Source organism: Azotosporobacter soli (assembly GCF_030542965.1).
GTDB classification, from domain to species: domain Bacteria; phylum Bacillota; class Negativicutes; order SG130; family SG130; genus Azotosporobacter; species Azotosporobacter soli.
In genome coordinates this window covers 101,397-116,614 of sequence record NZ_JAUAOA010000007.1, presented here as the reverse complement: position 1 = coordinate 116,614, position 15,218 = coordinate 101,397, and the positions used below count along the sequence as shown (strand labels likewise).

The 15,218-nt window shown below is 51.0% G+C and carries 14 protein-coding genes; all 14 read left to right on the top strand.

The features are described 5' to 3' along the window. Window positions 1-138: 138 nt before the first annotated feature. The 14 genes from QTL79_RS08735 (at window position 139) to nrdG (ending at window position 15,120) form a co-directional block, all read left to right on the top strand. Window positions 139-1,632 carry a UDP-N-acetylmuramoyl-L-alanyl-D-glutamate--2,6-diaminopimelate ligase gene (locus QTL79_RS08735; RefSeq protein WP_346354584.1) on the top strand — a complete coding sequence of 498 codons (1,494 nt, stop codon included), beginning with the start codon at window positions 139-141 and terminating at the stop codon, window positions 1,630-1,632. After that, window positions 1,632-2,996, top strand: a complete 1,365-nt coding sequence (locus tag QTL79_RS08730; protein ID WP_346354583.1) for a UDP-N-acetylmuramoyl-tripeptide--D-alanyl-D-alanine ligase — start codon at window positions 1,632-1,634, stop codon at window positions 2,994-2,996. The genes QTL79_RS08735 and QTL79_RS08730 overlap by 1 nt, the downstream gene beginning before the upstream one ends. Beyond that, window positions 2,984-3,961, top strand: coding sequence for a phospho-N-acetylmuramoyl-pentapeptide-transferase (gene mraY, locus QTL79_RS08725; RefSeq protein ID WP_346354582.1), 978 nt, complete (start codon window positions 2,984-2,986; stop codon window positions 3,959-3,961). Before QTL79_RS08730 ends, mraY begins: the two co-directional genes overlap by 13 nt. A gap of 1 nt (window position 3,962) precedes the next feature. Then, window positions 3,963-5,315 carry a UDP-N-acetylmuramoyl-L-alanine--D-glutamate ligase gene (murD, locus tag QTL79_RS08720; RefSeq protein WP_346354581.1) on the top strand — a complete coding sequence of 451 codons (1,353 nt, stop codon included), beginning with the start codon at window positions 3,963-3,965 and terminating at the stop codon, window positions 5,313-5,315. A gap of 18 nt (window positions 5,316-5,333) precedes the next feature. Then, window positions 5,334-6,446 carry an undecaprenyldiphospho-muramoylpentapeptide beta-N-acetylglucosaminyltransferase gene (gene murG / locus QTL79_RS08715; protein ID WP_346354580.1) on the top strand — a complete coding sequence of 371 codons (1,113 nt, stop codon included), beginning with the start codon at window positions 5,334-5,336 and terminating at the stop codon, window positions 6,444-6,446. Window positions 6,447-6,463: 17 nt separating this feature from the next. Next, the gene (gene murC, locus QTL79_RS08710; protein ID WP_346354579.1) at window positions 6,464-7,858 is read left to right on the top strand and encodes a UDP-N-acetylmuramate--L-alanine ligase; all 1,395 of its coding nucleotides are present in this window, start codon (window positions 6,464-6,466) and stop codon (window positions 7,856-7,858) included. A gap of 1 nt (window position 7,859) precedes the next feature. After that, window positions 7,860-8,786 carry a D-alanine--D-alanine ligase gene (locus QTL79_RS08705; RefSeq protein WP_346354578.1) on the top strand — a complete coding sequence of 309 codons (927 nt, stop codon included), beginning with the start codon at window positions 7,860-7,862 and terminating at the stop codon, window positions 8,784-8,786. 10 nt (window positions 8,787-8,796) lie between these two features. Beyond that, window positions 8,797-9,543 carry a cell division protein FtsQ/DivIB gene (locus QTL79_RS08700; RefSeq protein WP_346354577.1) on the top strand — a complete coding sequence of 249 codons (747 nt, stop codon included), beginning with the start codon at window positions 8,797-8,799 and terminating at the stop codon, window positions 9,541-9,543. A 29-nt stretch (window positions 9,544-9,572) separates the two neighbouring features. Beyond that, window positions 9,573-10,268, top strand: a complete 696-nt coding sequence (locus tag QTL79_RS08695; protein WP_346354576.1) for a DUF881 domain-containing protein — start codon at window positions 9,573-9,575, stop codon at window positions 10,266-10,268. 1 nt (window position 10,269) lies between these two features. Next, window positions 10,270-10,599, top strand: a complete 330-nt coding sequence (locus tag QTL79_RS08690) for a small basic family protein (RefSeq protein ID WP_346354575.1) — start codon at window positions 10,270-10,272, stop codon at window positions 10,597-10,599. A 231-nt stretch (window positions 10,600-10,830) separates the two neighbouring features. Then, a complete protein-coding gene (ftsZ, locus tag QTL79_RS08685) occupies window positions 10,831-11,886 on the top strand; it encodes a cell division protein FtsZ (RefSeq protein ID WP_346354574.1) in 1,056 nt (351 codons plus the stop codon). A 218-nt stretch (window positions 11,887-12,104) separates the two neighbouring features. Beyond that, on the top strand, window positions 12,105-12,581 hold the full coding sequence (gene nrdR, locus QTL79_RS08680; protein WP_346354573.1) for a transcriptional regulator NrdR: 477 nt from the start codon (window positions 12,105-12,107) through the stop codon (window positions 12,579-12,581). A 10-nt stretch (window positions 12,582-12,591) separates the two neighbouring features. Then, a complete protein-coding gene (gene nrdD, locus QTL79_RS08675; protein ID WP_346354648.1) occupies window positions 12,592-14,604 on the top strand; it encodes an anaerobic ribonucleoside-triphosphate reductase in 2,013 nt (670 codons plus the stop codon). A gap of 12 nt (window positions 14,605-14,616) precedes the next feature. Continuing rightward, complete coding sequence (gene nrdG / locus QTL79_RS08670) at window positions 14,617-15,120, top strand: anaerobic ribonucleoside-triphosphate reductase activating protein (protein ID WP_346354572.1); 504 nt, start codon at window positions 14,617-14,619, stop codon at window positions 15,118-15,120. The last annotated feature ends 98 nt before the right edge of the window (window positions 15,121-15,218 follow it).

Sequence of the window (15,218 nt, the reverse complement as noted above, 5' to 3'; positions counted from 1 at the left end):
GCTATAAATGCGGAAAAACATTCGACAGCAGCCTTTGTGGCTGCTGTTTTTATGTAGTATAATGAGAAGAGTTTGCTATTTTAGCTAAGCGGAAAGTTTGCTGGCTGGATCAAATATGAAATATAGGGAGAGTGCGATATGACAAAGACGTTACGAGAGATCATCGAGTTGCTGCCGGGTGCGGTGGTCAGCGGCGACAGTGATATAACGATACAGGACATTCATCATGATTCCCGAGCGTTGCTGCCAGGTGGTCTGTTTGTCTGCATTAGCGGCGCTACTGTCGATGGGCATGCTTTTTTGCAACAGGCAAAGGAACGCGGGGCGTTGGCGGCCTTAGTGGAAAGGGAGATTGAAGCACCGCCGGAGGGCTTGACTTTGGTGCGCGTAGCAGATACGAGGGCAGCGGCGAAAAAAATTGCGCCGTTCTTTTTTGATTATCCGGCGAAAAAAATGCGAATGGTCGGCATTACCGGTACAAACGGCAAAACGACGACGACTTACTTGCTAAAGAGCATCTTGAACCGGGCGGGATATAAGGTTGGCGTGATCGGTACGATTCAAAACATTATCGGCGAGAGAAAGATTCCAACCAACAATTCAACGCCGGATGTCATTGATCTACAGCGCCTGTTAGCGGAAATGTCCGAGTGCGCCGTGGATTATGTGGTTATGGAAGTTTCCTCGCATGCACTGGAACTAGACCGTGTTGCCGGTTGTGAATTCGATGCGGCTGTCTTTACCAATATGACGCAAGATCATTTGGATTTTCATCATACCTTCGAAAACTATTTGGCGGCCAAGCAACGCCTCTTTTCAGGCTTGAGCGAAGCCGAGGGCAATAAGCGACGCAAGACCGCGATTGTTAATATCGATGATCCGGCTGGTGCGGCGATGAAAGCCGCTTCAGCAGTTACCACGCTTAGCTACGGCTTGAAGCAAAACGCCGATTTTATGGCGCTAGAGACCGATGTACAAGCAAGCGGAACCCGCTTTGTGCTTCAATCGCCGCTAGGGCGTGAGACGCTGCAATTGAAGATTACTGGCTTTTTCAATGTCTACAATGTCTTGGGGGCTATTGCAGCTGCGAGCGCGGAAGAGATTCCCTTCCCTGTCATCAAAGAAGCGTTGGAAGAGTTTGTCAGCGTCTCAGGCCGATTCGAATTGGTTGACGGCGGTCAGGATTTTAGCGTGATTGTCGATTATGCGCATACGCCGGATGGTTTGGAAAATATTCTGCAGACGGCAAAGCAGATTGCAAAACGGCGCATCATCGTCGTTTTCGGCTGCGGCGGGGACCGGGATCGGACGAAACGCCCCATTATGGGCGGAATTGCGGCCCGTTATGGCGACATTGTGATTGTAACGTCGGATAATCCGCGCTCGGAAAATCCGGCGCTCATTTTGGAAGAAATTGAAGTTGGGATAAAAGAACAGCTTTCAGCTGACAAAGTCTATGAAAAGATTGCAGATCGCCGTCAGGCCATTGGCCGCGCGATTGAATTGGCGATGGCGGATGATCTGGTCATTATTGCCGGCAAAGGGCACGAGGATTACCAGATTCTTAATACGGGCAAGATACATTTTGATGATAAGGAAGTCGCATTGGAGTGGCTCAAGGTGAAACGGTAATGGCAAAGTTTACGTTACAGGAAGTCTGTGAAGCGACCGGAGCTTACGTCAATAGCGACGAAGAGATCCTTTTTTCAGGTGTTTGCACCGATACGCGGAAAATTAAGCAAGGCGACTTGTATGTTGCGCTGCAGGGAGAAAACTTTGACGGACACCAATTTGCGGCAGAGGCGGCACAAAAAGGGGCTGCAGGCATTATTGCCGCAAAGGAAATCACGCTCGATATTCCGGTGTTCAAAGTCAGAGATACGCTCGCTGCGCTACAGGCATTGGCGAAATTCCACCGTCTGCGTTTTTCCATTCCGGTGATTGCAATCACCGGATCAAATGGCAAGACGACGACCAAAGACATGGTTGCGGCTGCATTGGCGTCCAGTTACCATGTGTTGAAGACGCAGGGAAATTTCAATAATGAGATCGGCTTGCCGCTCACGCTGCTGCAGCTGACGCAAGAGCATCAGGCGGCCGTTGTCGAAATGGGCATGCGCGGACTGGGACAAATTAGAGAATTGATGCGGATTGCTTGCCCGACGCACGGCATTGTAACGAATGTCGGCGAGACGCATATGGAGCTGTTGGGCAGCCTGGAGGCGATTGCTGCAGCCAAAGGAGAACTCGTCGAGGATTTGCCGGAAACGGCGACTGTTTTTTTAAATTATGACAATGAATATGTCCGCCAGATGGATGTTTTGGCGAAAGGAAAAGTGGTCTTTTATGGCTGCGATCCGGCATCTGACGTACAGGCGCTCGGCAATACCTATCAAAACGGACGGACAAGGATTGATCTTCGGACGAGGGAGGGAAACTGGCAGCTGGAAATTCCGGTTGTCGGTCGTCATAACGTTTATAATGCAATGGCTGCCGTTGCGGTTGCCGAGGCGCTGGGCGTCGCGAAAGAGAAGATTGCCGCCGGACTTTCGTCGCTCGAACTTAGTGCGATGCGGCTGCATGTTGAGCGACGCGGTGCGTTTTGCATTATCAATGATGCGTATAACGCCAGTCCGATGTCAATGTTGGCTGCTCTCGATGCACTGAAGGAAGTTTCGATCGGGCGCCGGGTCGCGGTGCTTGGAGATATGCTCGAACTGGGTGAGGTTGCCGCTGAAGCGCATGCGAGAGTGGGGCAATATGCAGTGCAAAGCGGTGTGGAAGTTTTGATCGCACTGGGGCCATGGGCCAAACATTTGGCCCATGCGGCAAAATGCGATGCTAGGAGTGTCGTTGTTTATTGGACGGAAAGTCCAAGCGAGGCGAAAGCCTTCCTGCGCCAAACGCTACAAGCCGGCGACACGGTCTTGTTGAAAGGGTCGCGCGGCATGCGGATGGAACAAATGATGGAGGTATTCGAACCATGCAGCAAATGATGTATGCGGCGATTGTTGCGGCTCTTTTGGTAATTGCCAGCGGACCACTTGTCTTGCCGGTACTTAGAAGGTTAAAGTTTGGCCAGAGTATCCGCCAGGAAGGACCGGAAAGCCATTATGCAAAGGCTGGAACGCCGACAATGGGCGGCGTCATGATTTTAGCTGCGCTATCGATTGCGGCTGTCGTCTTTGCTCCACATGGAGCGGCGTTGTGGTTGGCGTTGTTTGTTACTCTCGGTCATGGCGCACTGGGGTTTGCCGATGATTTTATTAAAGTAGCAAAGAAGCGTTCGCTCGGCCTTACGGCTCGGCAAAAACTGCTCGGACAAGCAGCCATTGCAGCGGTCATGGCGTATGCCTCCGTTCAGCTGATGGGACGTGGTACTGCGGTCTGGTTGCCGGGAACGACAATGTTGTTTGATTTTGGCCTTGGCTATTATCCTTTTTTATTTTTGGTATTGGTAGGAACAACCAATGCCGTTAATTTAACGGATGGTCTGGATGGATTGGCGGCAGGCGTTACCGTGATTGCTGCAGCCGTTTACGCTTGGGTTGCTTACCTGCTCGGCGCATTGTCGCTGGGTGTGTTTTGTGCGGCGCTGGCTGGAGCCGCACTTGGCTTCTTGCGCTATAATGCGCATCCGGCGAGAGTTTTCATGGGAGATACCGGATCGCTGGCGTTAGGCGGCGCTCTGGCAACGGTTGCGGTGCTGACGCGGACGGAACTGCTTTTGATCGTTGTGGGCCTGGTCTATGTGGCGGAAGCGCTGTCGGTCATGATCCAGGTGACATCTTATAAATGGCGTGGCAAGCGGATCTTTCGCATGAGTCCGTTGCATCATCATTTTGAATTAGGCGGCTGGTCAGAGACACGCGTGGTGCTAACCTTTTGGAGTGCGGCTGCTGCCGCCGGATTGCTCGCGGTCGGATTGATGCTGCTAAGCCGAATGGGAGGCGCAAGCTGATATGGATATGACAGGAAACAAAACTTGTGTTTTGGGCGCAGGGCGCAGCGGCATTGCTGCGGCTCAGGTCATGCGTGGCTTGGGCGCAGACGTTACGCTCTGGGATGGTAAAAAGCCAGAGACGCTGTCAGAGGAATTAATCGCTCTTTCAAAAGAGGGAGTACATTTGGAACTGGGCGATGCAGCGTCTGATTTTCTAGCGAAAATGAAGCTGGTTGTGACTTCGCCGGGAATTGCGCAGGAGCATCCGCTACTGCAGCAGGCCGTGCTACTTGGAATTCCGGTTTGGAGTGAAGTGGAGTTGGCGTACCGGCTTTGTCGCGCTCCGATGGTTGCAATCACCGGGACGAATGGAAAGACGACGACGACGACGCTGCTTGGTGAATTAGCGAAAACGACGTTTGCCAAAGTTGCGGTTGGCGGCAATATCGGCGACCCGTTATCTTTGCAGGTTACTCCGCTGACAGAAAATGATTTGGCAGTGGCTGAGATATCGAGTTTTCAATTGGAGTGGGTGGACAAGTTTGCACCGCATGTTGCAGCGATTCTCAATATCACGCCGGATCATATGGATCGTCATAAGACGCTTGAAGGGTATACGGCGATGAAGGAGCGGATCTTTCTTGGTCAAAGTCAGGACGACTATGTGCTGTTGAATCATGACGATTCTGGCGTACGCGCTCTGGCACCGCATTGCAAAGGAAGAGTCGTCTACTTTAGTCGTTTGACGACGCTCGACGAAGGCGTGTTCGTTGCAAAAGGGCAGGTTTGCATTCGCTGGCAGGGGCAGCAGCATGCTGTTTTCAATTTATCTGAGCTGCAAATCAAAGGCGATCATAATGTGGAAAATGTCCTGGCTGCTTGTGGCACGGCTTTTTTTGCGGGCATCGCGCCGGATAAAATGGCAGCGGTTCTGGCAAATTTCCGCGGCGTCGAACATCGCATTGAATGGGTCCGAGCCGTCGATGGCGTTGATTATTATAATGACTCAAAGGCGACAAATCCGGAATCGACGATCAAGGCGATTGAGGCGTTTGAGGAAAAATTACTGCTGATCGCCGGCGGTTATGACAAGCATACGGATTTGACGCCGATGATGAAACTGTTAGCGCAGCGAAACGCGCTTTTGATCCTGATTGGTGCAGCTGCAGATCGCTTTGCCGATGCGGCTGCGCAAAACGGCGTTGTGACCATTCGGCGCGCCGTCGATATGGCGGCTGCCGTGGCGCTCGCAAAGGAGAGTGCCGAAAAGGGGCAGGTGGTGCTTCTTTCGCCCGCCTGCGCCAGTTACGACATGTATAGCGGCTATGAGGAAAGGGGTCGGCATTATAAGAGCCTGGTTGAGGCACTTTAGCCGACAGGGGAGGATCGCGTGCGTATTGTTTTTTCAGGTGGCGGAACCGGCGGGCATATTTATCCGGCACTGACCATTTTGCGTAAATTACAGGAATTGCATCCTGAAGTGGAAGTCTTATATATTGGTACCGATAAAGGCTTGGAGTCGGATATCATCCCAAAAGAAAACATCCCTTTTCGTACGATACGGGTCAGCGGTTTTCGGCGCAGTCTGACGATCGAGAACCTGCGAATTGCCTGGCAGGCAGCCGCAAGTGTCTGCGATGCTTTTGCGATTTTAAAGGAGTTTGCGCCGCAAGTGGTAGTCGGTACAGGCGGCTACGTGTGCGGGCCTGTTTTGCTAGCGGCGAAACTGGCTGGTATTCCAACGATGATTCAAGAGCAAAATGTCGTGCCAGGTATGACGAATCGTATCTTGGCTCGCTTGGTAAATCAAGTCGCAGTTGGTTATGAGGATGCGGTAGCGCAGTTTCCGATATCGTGCCACCCTGCTGTCTGCGGCAACCCGGTGCGCCCAGAGGTTCTTTCCGCGACGCGCGAGGCCGGTCTTGAAAGTCTTGGACTTGACGGAACGCTTCCGGTACTTCTGGTTTCCGGCGGTAGCCGCGGAGCGCGCAGCATCAATCAGGCGATGCTGGCAGTGCATCAGTTTTTTGCGGCGGCAGGCAATCTGCAAATTGTTCATGTGACAGGGCGGCAGGATTATGATACAGTAGTGGAAGGTTTGGCTCAGGCTGGAATCAGTCATGGTCTGGGAACTCGGCTACAGGTACATCCCTATTTATATGACATGGCCAATGCGCTGGCGGCGGCTGATATCGCAGTCTTTCGTGCAGGGGCAATTGCGCTGGCCGAACTTACTGTGCGCGGCATACCGGGAATTTTGATTCCCTACCCGTACGCTGCGGCCAATCATCAGGAGTGGAATGCACGCAGCGTGGCGCAAGCCGGTGCGGCTGTTGTTATTGATGACGCATCGCTTAGCGGCGCTTCTCTGACTGCGGCGGTACAGGAGCTGTTGTCTGATGCAAAGAAACGAAATGAAATGAAAGAAAATAGTCTTCGTATGAGCCGGCCGGAAGCGGCGGCCGATTTGGCTAAAATAGCCTGGTCGTTAGGGAGACGTTGATAATTGGAGGGTTAGGATTGTTAGAGAAAATTCGCCACTTTCACTTTGTCGGCATCGGCGGTTCAGGCATGAGCGCGATTGCCAAGGTTTTGCTAGAAAAAGGGTATGTCGTTTCCGGTTCTGATATGAGCGCGTCGGAAATGACGCAGAAACTGGCCCGGCTTGGCGCGAAGATATTCGCGCAGCATCAAGCGGAAAACATTGCTGGCGCCGAGGCTCTTGTCGTATCTACAGCCATTGCGGCTGCGAATCCGGAAATCGTTGCGGCCAAAGCCGCCGGAATTCCGGTTTATCATCGTTCGGATTTGGTTGCCGCACTGATGAATCAGCGAACCGGTATTGCGGTAGCTGGTGCGCACGGCAAGACAACAACTACGTCGATGATTGCTTTAATGATGGAGCATGGCGGACTGGATCCGGCCGTCATCATTGGTGGTGAACTCGATTATATAAAAGGCAACGCGAAGTGGGGCAACGGACGTTTTCTCGTTGCGGAAGCCGATGAAAGCGACGGCTCTTTTCTGAAATTTGCACCGAAAGTTGCCGTGGTGACGAATATTGAAAATGACCATATGGACTATTATCACACGATGGAGAATGTTTTGCAGGCGTTCAGAACGTTTTTACAAAACCTGTCGCCAGTGGATGGTCTGGCTGTCGTCTGTCTGGACAATGAACATGTGCGCGATTTGCTGCCGGAAGTTCGTGCGCGCTGCTTAACTTACGGATTGCAGCCCGGCGCGGATTATACCGCGTGCAACCTGCGGACGAATGGCGCACAGACGCTTTATGATATTCATCACAAGGGAAAAAATCTTGGGACAATGCGACTCCATGTCCCGGGAGAACATAACGTCTTGAACTCGCTGGCGGCTGTGATTGTCGGCTTGGAAAGCGGTTTGACGTTTGAACAAATTGTTGACGGCATGGGGCATTTTTATGGTGCAAAGCGCCGTTTCCAAACGAAAGCAAGGCTGAATGGAGTTTGGATTGTCGATGATTATGCCCACCATCCAACGGAAATTATTTCGACGCTTGCAGCGGCGCGTCAGACGGAGGCCGGTCGGCTGATCTGCGTATTTCAACCGCATCGTTTTAGCCGGACGCAATTGTTGCTGCGTGAATTTGGCGGTGCATTTTCGAATTGCGATGTCGTCATCTTGACGGATATTTATGCGGCGGGCGAAGCGCCGCGCACCGGCGTTTCCGGTGAAGTGCTGCGTCAGGAAGTGGAGCGGCAATTGGAGCGGCCGATCGTTTATATTCCGGAGAGAGAAAAGATAGCCCGTTATTTGGCGGAAACAGCGGAAAGTGGCGATCTGATCATGACAATGGGCGCGGGCGATATTTATCGCACTGGTGAAGAATTAATCGAATTGCTTACGGCTAAGCAACCGGCAGGAGGAAACTGAGATGAAAGACAAGAAGATTGCGGTCGTTATGGGCGGACCTTCGACGGAGCGTGAAGTTTCGCTGCGAACCGGCGGAGCCATTTTGACCGCGTTGCAGGAAAAAGGGTACAATGCGGTTGGGATCGATCTTGAACCGGCGAATTTACTGGATCAGCTGCGTAAAGAACAGATTGACGTCGTATTCAATGCCGTCCATGGCTTATACGGCGAAGACGGTGTCTTGCAGGGCGCGCTTGAATTGGCGGGAATTCCTTATACCGGGTCGAGGGTCATGGCCAGTGCAATGGCGATGGATAAAGGCATTTCGAAGCGATTGTTTGAGGCGGCTCAAATTCCTACGCCGCGCTCGCGCTTGTTTCAGCGCAGTGAAGACCAGGCGGTGGTGACGAGCCGGATTGCGGCGGAGTTTTCGCTTCCGGTAGTTGTGAAAGCGACGTCGCAAGGCTCGAGCATTGGCGTTGTGATCGTCAAAGAGGCAAAGGACGTCCCGGCCGCTGTTGCGGAGGCATTTCGCTACAGTGAAGAACTGCTGGTAGAAGAGTTTATCGTCGGACGGGAATTGACGGTAGCTGTCTTAGCCGGAGCGAAGTTCGAAGTGTTTCCGGTGATTGAAATTGTACCGCATTCCGGTCAATACGATTACCATTCAAAATATACCAAAGGGGCCAGTGATTATCGTGTTCCGGCGCAGCTTGAGGCCGTGGTCGAAGCCAAGGTCAAGCAGGTTGCAGCCGACGCGTTTAAAGTACTGCACTGCTCTGGTATTGCCAGGGTGGATGTGATGTTGGATCAGCAGGGAAATCCCTATGTACTGGAAGTCAATACGATACCGGGCATGACGGAGACGAGTTTAGTGCCTAAAGCGGCAGCGGCCGTCGGTCTTTCCTTCGGAGATTTGTGCGAACGTCTGCTCCTGGCTTGTCAATAGGGGTGATAATGTGATCAGACGGCATAACGAAAGACCAGCAGCAAAACCTGTTTTGCTGCGCGCGGTCTTGATCATTGGGCTCATATGCGCAGTCGTTTGGATGGCTTGGTTAAAGGTATCGCCGCTTTTTTCCTATGGCAGCATTATTATTAAAGGCGATGCGCCAGTCAGCGTCAGCGATGTTGAACTGATTCTTGGCGTCAGCAAACCGCTTAATGTTCTTCGTCTATCGACTAAAGACGTTAAGACACGCTTGGAACGGGATTTGAGGATTGATCAGGTGGCGGTGAACCGCAGCTGGACCGGTGATATTGTCATTGAGGTCAAACCGCGCAAAGCGGTCGCCTATCTGACCGGAAAATACGGTTTTTTAGAAGTTGACGCAATGGGAACTGTCCTTGCGATCCACAAGAGCCTGAAACGATTTGAACTGCCGATTCTTACGGGCGTCAGAGGAGAATATCCTTATATCGGAGAGCGGGTTGTCGATCCTCCGGTTGCCGTAATGCTGCAATATTTAGCCGCGTTAAATGACGAGACGCGCCGCCAGCTATCGGAATTGAATATGGCGCCGGATGGTCGGATGACGACGTATACGATTCAGAATTTACAAGTTCGGTTAGGCAATCAGGAACGTTTGCTGGACAAAGCGAAACTGACAGAGGCTGCCTTGCTTGAATTGCAGCCGAAACAAGCACAGCTTGAATATGTGGATTTAGGGGTCACCCCTTCGGTAATTAAATTAAAACAGCCTTAAAAATTAGTCTATAGAGAGGAGTGAGAGATGTGTTGCCGATCCGCCAACAAGGACAAGCGGCCATAGCACTCGTGTGCATGGTCTTGGGCTTTATGCTGGCCGTTCAATTTCGGACCACGCAAGATATCCGTTCGAGTGTCCCATACCAACGGATTGAAGATTTATCACAGCGGCTCAGCCAGACGGAAAAGGAGCGGGATAGCCTGTTGAAACAGGTTAATGAATTGCGCAAAGCTTCCGTGCCGGAGACCGCGGTAAAAGAGGCCGAAATGTTAAAAATGGGAGCTGGAGTTCTGCCGGTTGAAGGAAAAGGTGTTATTATTACGATTGACGACAGCAAACGAGTGTCAAAACCCGGTGAAAATCCCAATTTATATTTGATTCATGATGATGATATTTTGAAAGTCATAAATGAGCTGTGGGCTTCCGGCGCTGAGGCGGCCTCAATCAATGAACAGAGATTGATTGCGACATCCGAGATCCGTTGTGCGGGACCGACGCTGTCGGTCAATAACACACGCTACTCTCCGCCATATGAGATCAGAGCGATTGGCGAACCGCAAACACTGGAAACAGCACTTAAGATGCGCGGCGGCGTTATTGAAACGTTGCAGTTTTGGGGGATCCAGGTTAGCGTCAAGCAACAGGAACTCATTAAAATTCCCGGTTACAAGGGGCCGTTTCGCTTTGAACATGCAAAAGCGGTGAAAGAGGAGGCGAAATGATATGGCATTACCTGTCGCAGGGCTATTGCTTGGCCTTTTCTTAGGAATGATCTTCCCATTCTCTATTCCGCTCGAATATGCAAAATTTATGTCGGTAGCCTTATTGGCGTCGCTTGATTCGGTATTTGGCGGGTTACGCGCCGTCGCGGAAGAAAAGTTTGACAACACCGTGTTCACTACGGGCTTTTTTACGAATGCCTTATTGGCCGCCGGTTTGGTTTATATTGGTGAGCGCTTGGGTATTGATCTGTATTATGTAGCATTGTTAGCGTTTGGTCTGAGAATATTCCAAAATCTGGCCATTATCCGACGCTATTTTTTGCGCAAATAGAATTGTTTTGTGAAAAAATCTTATAAAGAAAAAGGGAATTGTCTTTTTGCGTTGAACTATAGGCATTATGGAAGTATGGCTGTAGATGGAGCTTTGAAGAATAACGGAGTCTTACCAGCTACATAATGTCCAGCGCAGAAAAATGCGCAGCAAATGAGAAGAAAGCTCGGTGCGGCAAGTCGGTACGCCGTCTGCAGCAAGTTTTTTATAAAACTAAGGAGGAAGTTTTCCATGCTTGAGTTTGATATGGATTTGGATCGCTTCGCGTCCATCAAAGTAATCGGCGTAGGTGGCGGCGGAAATAATGCTGTCAACCGGATGATTGCGGCCGGTTTAAATGGGGTAGAGTTCATTGCCGTTAACACTGATGCACAGGCGCTCCTTCATGCGCAGGCTCCTTATCGGATACAAATCGGTGAAAAGTTGACCAAAGGCCTAGGCGCCGGTGCGAATCCGGAAATCGGTGAAAAAGCAGCGCAAGAAAGTCGTGATGAAATCATAAAAGCCTTGCGCGGAGCCGATATGGTTTTTGTTACTGCAGGCATGGGCGGCGGGACCGGTACGGGCGCGGCTCCGGTTGTTGCAGAATGTGCGAAAGAGGTTGGCGCGTTAACGGTTGGCGTGGTGACGAAGCCCTTTTCTTTTGAGGGACGTCGTCGTCAAAATCAGGCGGAATTAGGGTCGGCTAAGCTGAAGGAAAAAGTGGATACGCTGATTACGATCCCCAATGACCGTTTGATGCAGGTTGTCAACAAGAATACGCCAATCATGGAGGCTTTCCGTATTGCCGATGACGTGTTGCGTCAAGGCGTACAGGGGATTTCGGATTTGATTGCCGTTCCTGGCTTGATTAACTTGGACTTTGCCGATGTTAAGACGATTATGACCGATACCGGATCGGCTTTGATGGGAATCGGTTTTGGTACAGGCGAAAACCGTGCAGCGGCGGCGGCGGAAGCTGCCATCAACAGTCCGTTGCTTGAGACCTCTATTACCGGCGCAAAAGGCGTGTTGCTTAATATCACGGGCGGGACAAGTCTCGGACTGTTTGAAGTCAATGAAGCGGCTTCGATCATTCAAGACGCTACCGATCCGGAGGCTAATATTATTTTTGGCGCGGTGATTGATGAATCGTTCCAAGATGAAATCAGAGTAACGGTTATTGCAACCGGCTTTGACGGACGGGTGACCAGTTCTTCGGCAACGGTGAGTGGCGAGAAGGCAGATGCAAAGATTGAATCGTTCAAGATTCGTGATTTTGACATCCCTTCCTTTATGCGTAAATAGAGCGGATAAAAGATGGTTTTGCTTTAGGCGGCCATCTTTTTCTTTTATTGTGCGAGATAGCAAGAAAAGGCACAAGATATAGCGAGAAAAAGCAAAAAGCGATACAACATCTTGTATTCGCTTTTTGCTTTTTTGTCTCCCTATGGTACAATATATGAGGTCGCCTGGTTCGAGGCGAGCCGAATAGGCAAATCTGTCGAAAGAGTCGGAGGGATGACATGCGCTGTCCGTTTTGTGGTTCAATGGAAGGCAAAGTTATTGATTCAAGGGCAACGGAAGAAGGAAATTCTATCCGGCGGCGACGGGAATGTCAGGATTGCAATCGTCGCTTTACGACATACGAAGTAGTGGAAGAAGTTCCCTTACTCGTTGTCAAGAAGGATGGCCGACGTGTGTTATTTGATCGGAATAAACTGCTGCAGGGTGTGGCTAAATCATGTGAAAAACGACCGATTGCCATCGCTGAAATTGAGGCGTTGGTGGGACGTGTGGAGAGAGAAATCAGCTATTCGATGGTCCGTGAAGTGGCCAGTGAAAAAATTGGTGAAATGGTGATGCTGCAACTGAAGGATTTAGACCAAGTGGCCTATGTCCGTTTTGCTTCTGTTTATCGTCAATTTGCCGATATTCAAAATTTCATGCAAGAGTTGGAAATTTTGATGCGGGGAAAAACTAATCAAGAGGCGGCGAGATAACACGATGTTTATGAAAATAAAAAAACGCGATGGTCGGGAACTGGAATTTGACGCGTCAAAAATTACAGAGGCAATTTTTAAAGCGGCTAAGTCAGTCGGCGGCGCGGATAAGCAATTGGCGATGGAATTGACGCTTGAAGTTTTGAAACATTTAAAACAGCGCCACAACGGCGGCCTGTTCGGCGTCGAGGATGTGCAAGACGGCGTGGAAAAGATATTGATTGAAACCGGTCATGCTAAGACCGCGAAGGCGTATATATTGCACCGGGCAAAGCGGACGCGAATCCGGGAAGCGAAATCGGATCTGATGGATGCGGTGGGGGATATCCTGGTGGAGACGAGCCGCGAAAATGCTAATGTCTCGAATTCGCCCTCGGCAAAGATGCTGCAAATTGCCAGTGCGGCCAGCAAGGCGTATTATTTGAACCGGCTGATTCCGGAACGAATGTCGATGGCCCATACCAAGGGGGATGTGCATATTCATGATCTTGATTTTTACGGCAAGACATTGACCTGTGTGCAGATCCCGCTTGGCAAGTTGTTGCAATCGGGTTTTAATAACGGTCATGGTTATATCCGGCCGCCCAAACGTCCTGCCTCGGCTACGGCTTTAGCCGCGATCGTGCTGCAAAGCTCGCAAAACGATATGCATGGCGGTCAGTCTTTTGCTTTTTTCGATCGCGATATGGCGCCTTTTATGGTTGATGCGCCGGAAGAAGAAGTCTATCAGGCGATGGAAGCTTTTGTTTATAATCTTAACTCGATGCACAGCCGGGCAGGGGCGCAAGTTCCGTTTTCCAGCTTGAATCTCGGCTGTGATACGTCGGAGGGGGGCCGAAAGGTCATCAAGAATTTGCTGCTCGCCTACGAAAAAGGCCTGGGGCGCGGTGAAAATCCGATTTTTCCGAATATCATTTTTCGGGTAAAAGAAGGGGTCAATCTCAATCCGGGCGATCCGAACTATGACCTTTATAAGCTGGCCATTCGCGTTGCGGCGCAGCGCCTGAACCCGACGTTTAGCTTCATGGACTCATCTTTTAATCGCGCGTACGGCGAAGATGTCGGCTATATGGGCTGTCGGACCAGAGTCATGGCCAACCGCTGCGGCCCGGAAGTCACCGATGGACGCGGCAATCTCAGTTTTACTACAATCAACTTGCCACGCTTGGCGATTAAAGCGGAACGGGACTTGATGAAGTTTTACCAGAGTTTGTCCGATATGATGGAACTGACATGCGAACAGTTGTACCATCGTTTCTTGGTTCAAGCCAAACTCAAGGTCAGAGACATGCCGTTCTTGATGGGACAGGGACTCTATCTCGATTCGGAAAAACTCGCTCCGTTTGACAGTATCGGCGATGTGATTCGACATGGTTCTTTGTCGGTTGGCTTTATTGGTCTGGCCGAAACATTGATTGCATTGACTGGCTACCATCATGGAGAAAGTCCTGAAGCGCAGGGGCTCGGTGAAGAAATCGTCGCTTTCATGCGTGATAAAGTGGATAAAGCGGCCGAAAAATATGATCTCAATTATTCGTTGCTGGCTACGCCGGCCGAAGGATTATCGGGACGCTTTGTCCGCATGGATCGCAAAGAATACGGAATCATTCCCGGCGTGACCGATAAGGAATATTATACGAATTCTTTCCATGTGCCGGTAAATTATCCGATCAGCGCCTTCGACAAGATTCAAACGGAGGGCGTCTATCACAAATATGCCAATGCCGGACATATCAGCTATGTCGAATTTTCCGCACCACCGGTCAATAACCTGACGGCTGTCGAAGATGTCCTGCGTCAGATGAAGGATGCCGACTTTGGCTATGCCGGGGTCAATTTTCCGGTTGATTTTTGCGATGCCTGCGGTTATATCGGCGTGATCCAGGAAGATGAGTGCCCGAACTGCGCAACGGCGAGCATTCGGCGTGTGCGACGCATTACGGGTTATCTGAGTACGATGGAACGCTTCAATGACGCCAAGACGAAAGAATTGAAGGAACGGACCAGTCATTTTAAAAACTGAAGGTGATCGAGAATGAAAATACGCATTGCCGGCATTACGCCGGAAAGTGTGGTGGACGGACCGGGAATCCGCCTGGTTTTCTTTATGCAAGGTTGCGTGCATGATTGCCCGGGCTGTCATAATCCGGCGACGCACGATTTGACGGGCGGCAGGGAAATTGACGTGGCGGAGCTGATCGATCAGTTGCAGGAAGCCAAATTGATTCGCGGCATCACGCTGTCCGGCGGAGAACCGTTTCTCCAGGCGGAAGCATTGCTGCCGTTGGTGCAGGCGGCTAAAGAGCGAGGTCTTACGGTAACGGCTTACAGCGGCTACCGATTTGAAGAGCTCCAAGCTAAAACGGCCGCAGCTGCACTGTTGCAATATATCGATTTATTGATTGATGGCCGATTCATTCAGGAACAGCGTGATCTGAAACTCGCGTTTCGCGGTTCGGCCAATCAACGCTTGGTCGATGTAATGAAAAGCTTGCAGCAAGGACAAACTGTCGCCTGGCAGGAAGCCAACGCTTGGTAGGAAAATAAGCTGAGCCCACTCCGTAAGGAGTGGGCGTAGATGTTTTAGAGCTGTTGCGCAACGCAAGCCGTGTGCGAAAAGGAAGAGGGAAAGGAGGC

Excerpts from the sequence above, each read along its gene's own strand:
- mraY (WP_346354582.1), top strand. The coding sequence starts at position 2,984 with ATGCAGCAAATGATGTATGCGGCGATTGTTGCGGCTCTTTTGGTAATT.
- murD (WP_346354581.1), top strand. The coding sequence starts at position 3,963 with ATGGATATGACAGGAAACAAAACTTGTGTTTTGGGCGCAGGGCGCAGC.
- nrdG (WP_346354572.1), top strand. The coding sequence starts at position 14,617 with ATGAAAATACGCATTGCCGGCATTACGCCGGAAAGTGTGGTGGACGGA.
- nrdD (WP_346354648.1), top strand. The coding sequence starts at position 12,592 with ATGAAAATAAAAAAACGCGATGGTCGGGAACTGGAATTTGACGCGTCA.
- QTL79_RS08690 (WP_346354575.1), top strand. The coding sequence starts at position 10,270 with ATGGCATTACCTGTCGCAGGGCTATTGCTTGGCCTTTTCTTAGGAATG.
- QTL79_RS08735 (WP_346354584.1), top strand. The coding sequence starts at position 139 with ATGACAAAGACGTTACGAGAGATCATCGAGTTGCTGCCGGGTGCGGTG.
- QTL79_RS08730 (WP_346354583.1), top strand. The coding sequence starts at position 1,632 with ATGGCAAAGTTTACGTTACAGGAAGTCTGTGAAGCGACCGGAGCTTAC.
- nrdR (WP_346354573.1), top strand. The coding sequence starts at position 12,105 with ATGCGCTGTCCGTTTTGTGGTTCAATGGAAGGCAAAGTTATTGATTCA.
- ftsZ (WP_346354574.1), top strand. The coding sequence starts at position 10,831 with ATGCTTGAGTTTGATATGGATTTGGATCGCTTCGCGTCCATCAAAGTA.
- QTL79_RS08705 (WP_346354578.1), top strand. The coding sequence starts at position 7,860 with ATGAAAGACAAGAAGATTGCGGTCGTTATGGGCGGACCTTCGACGGAG.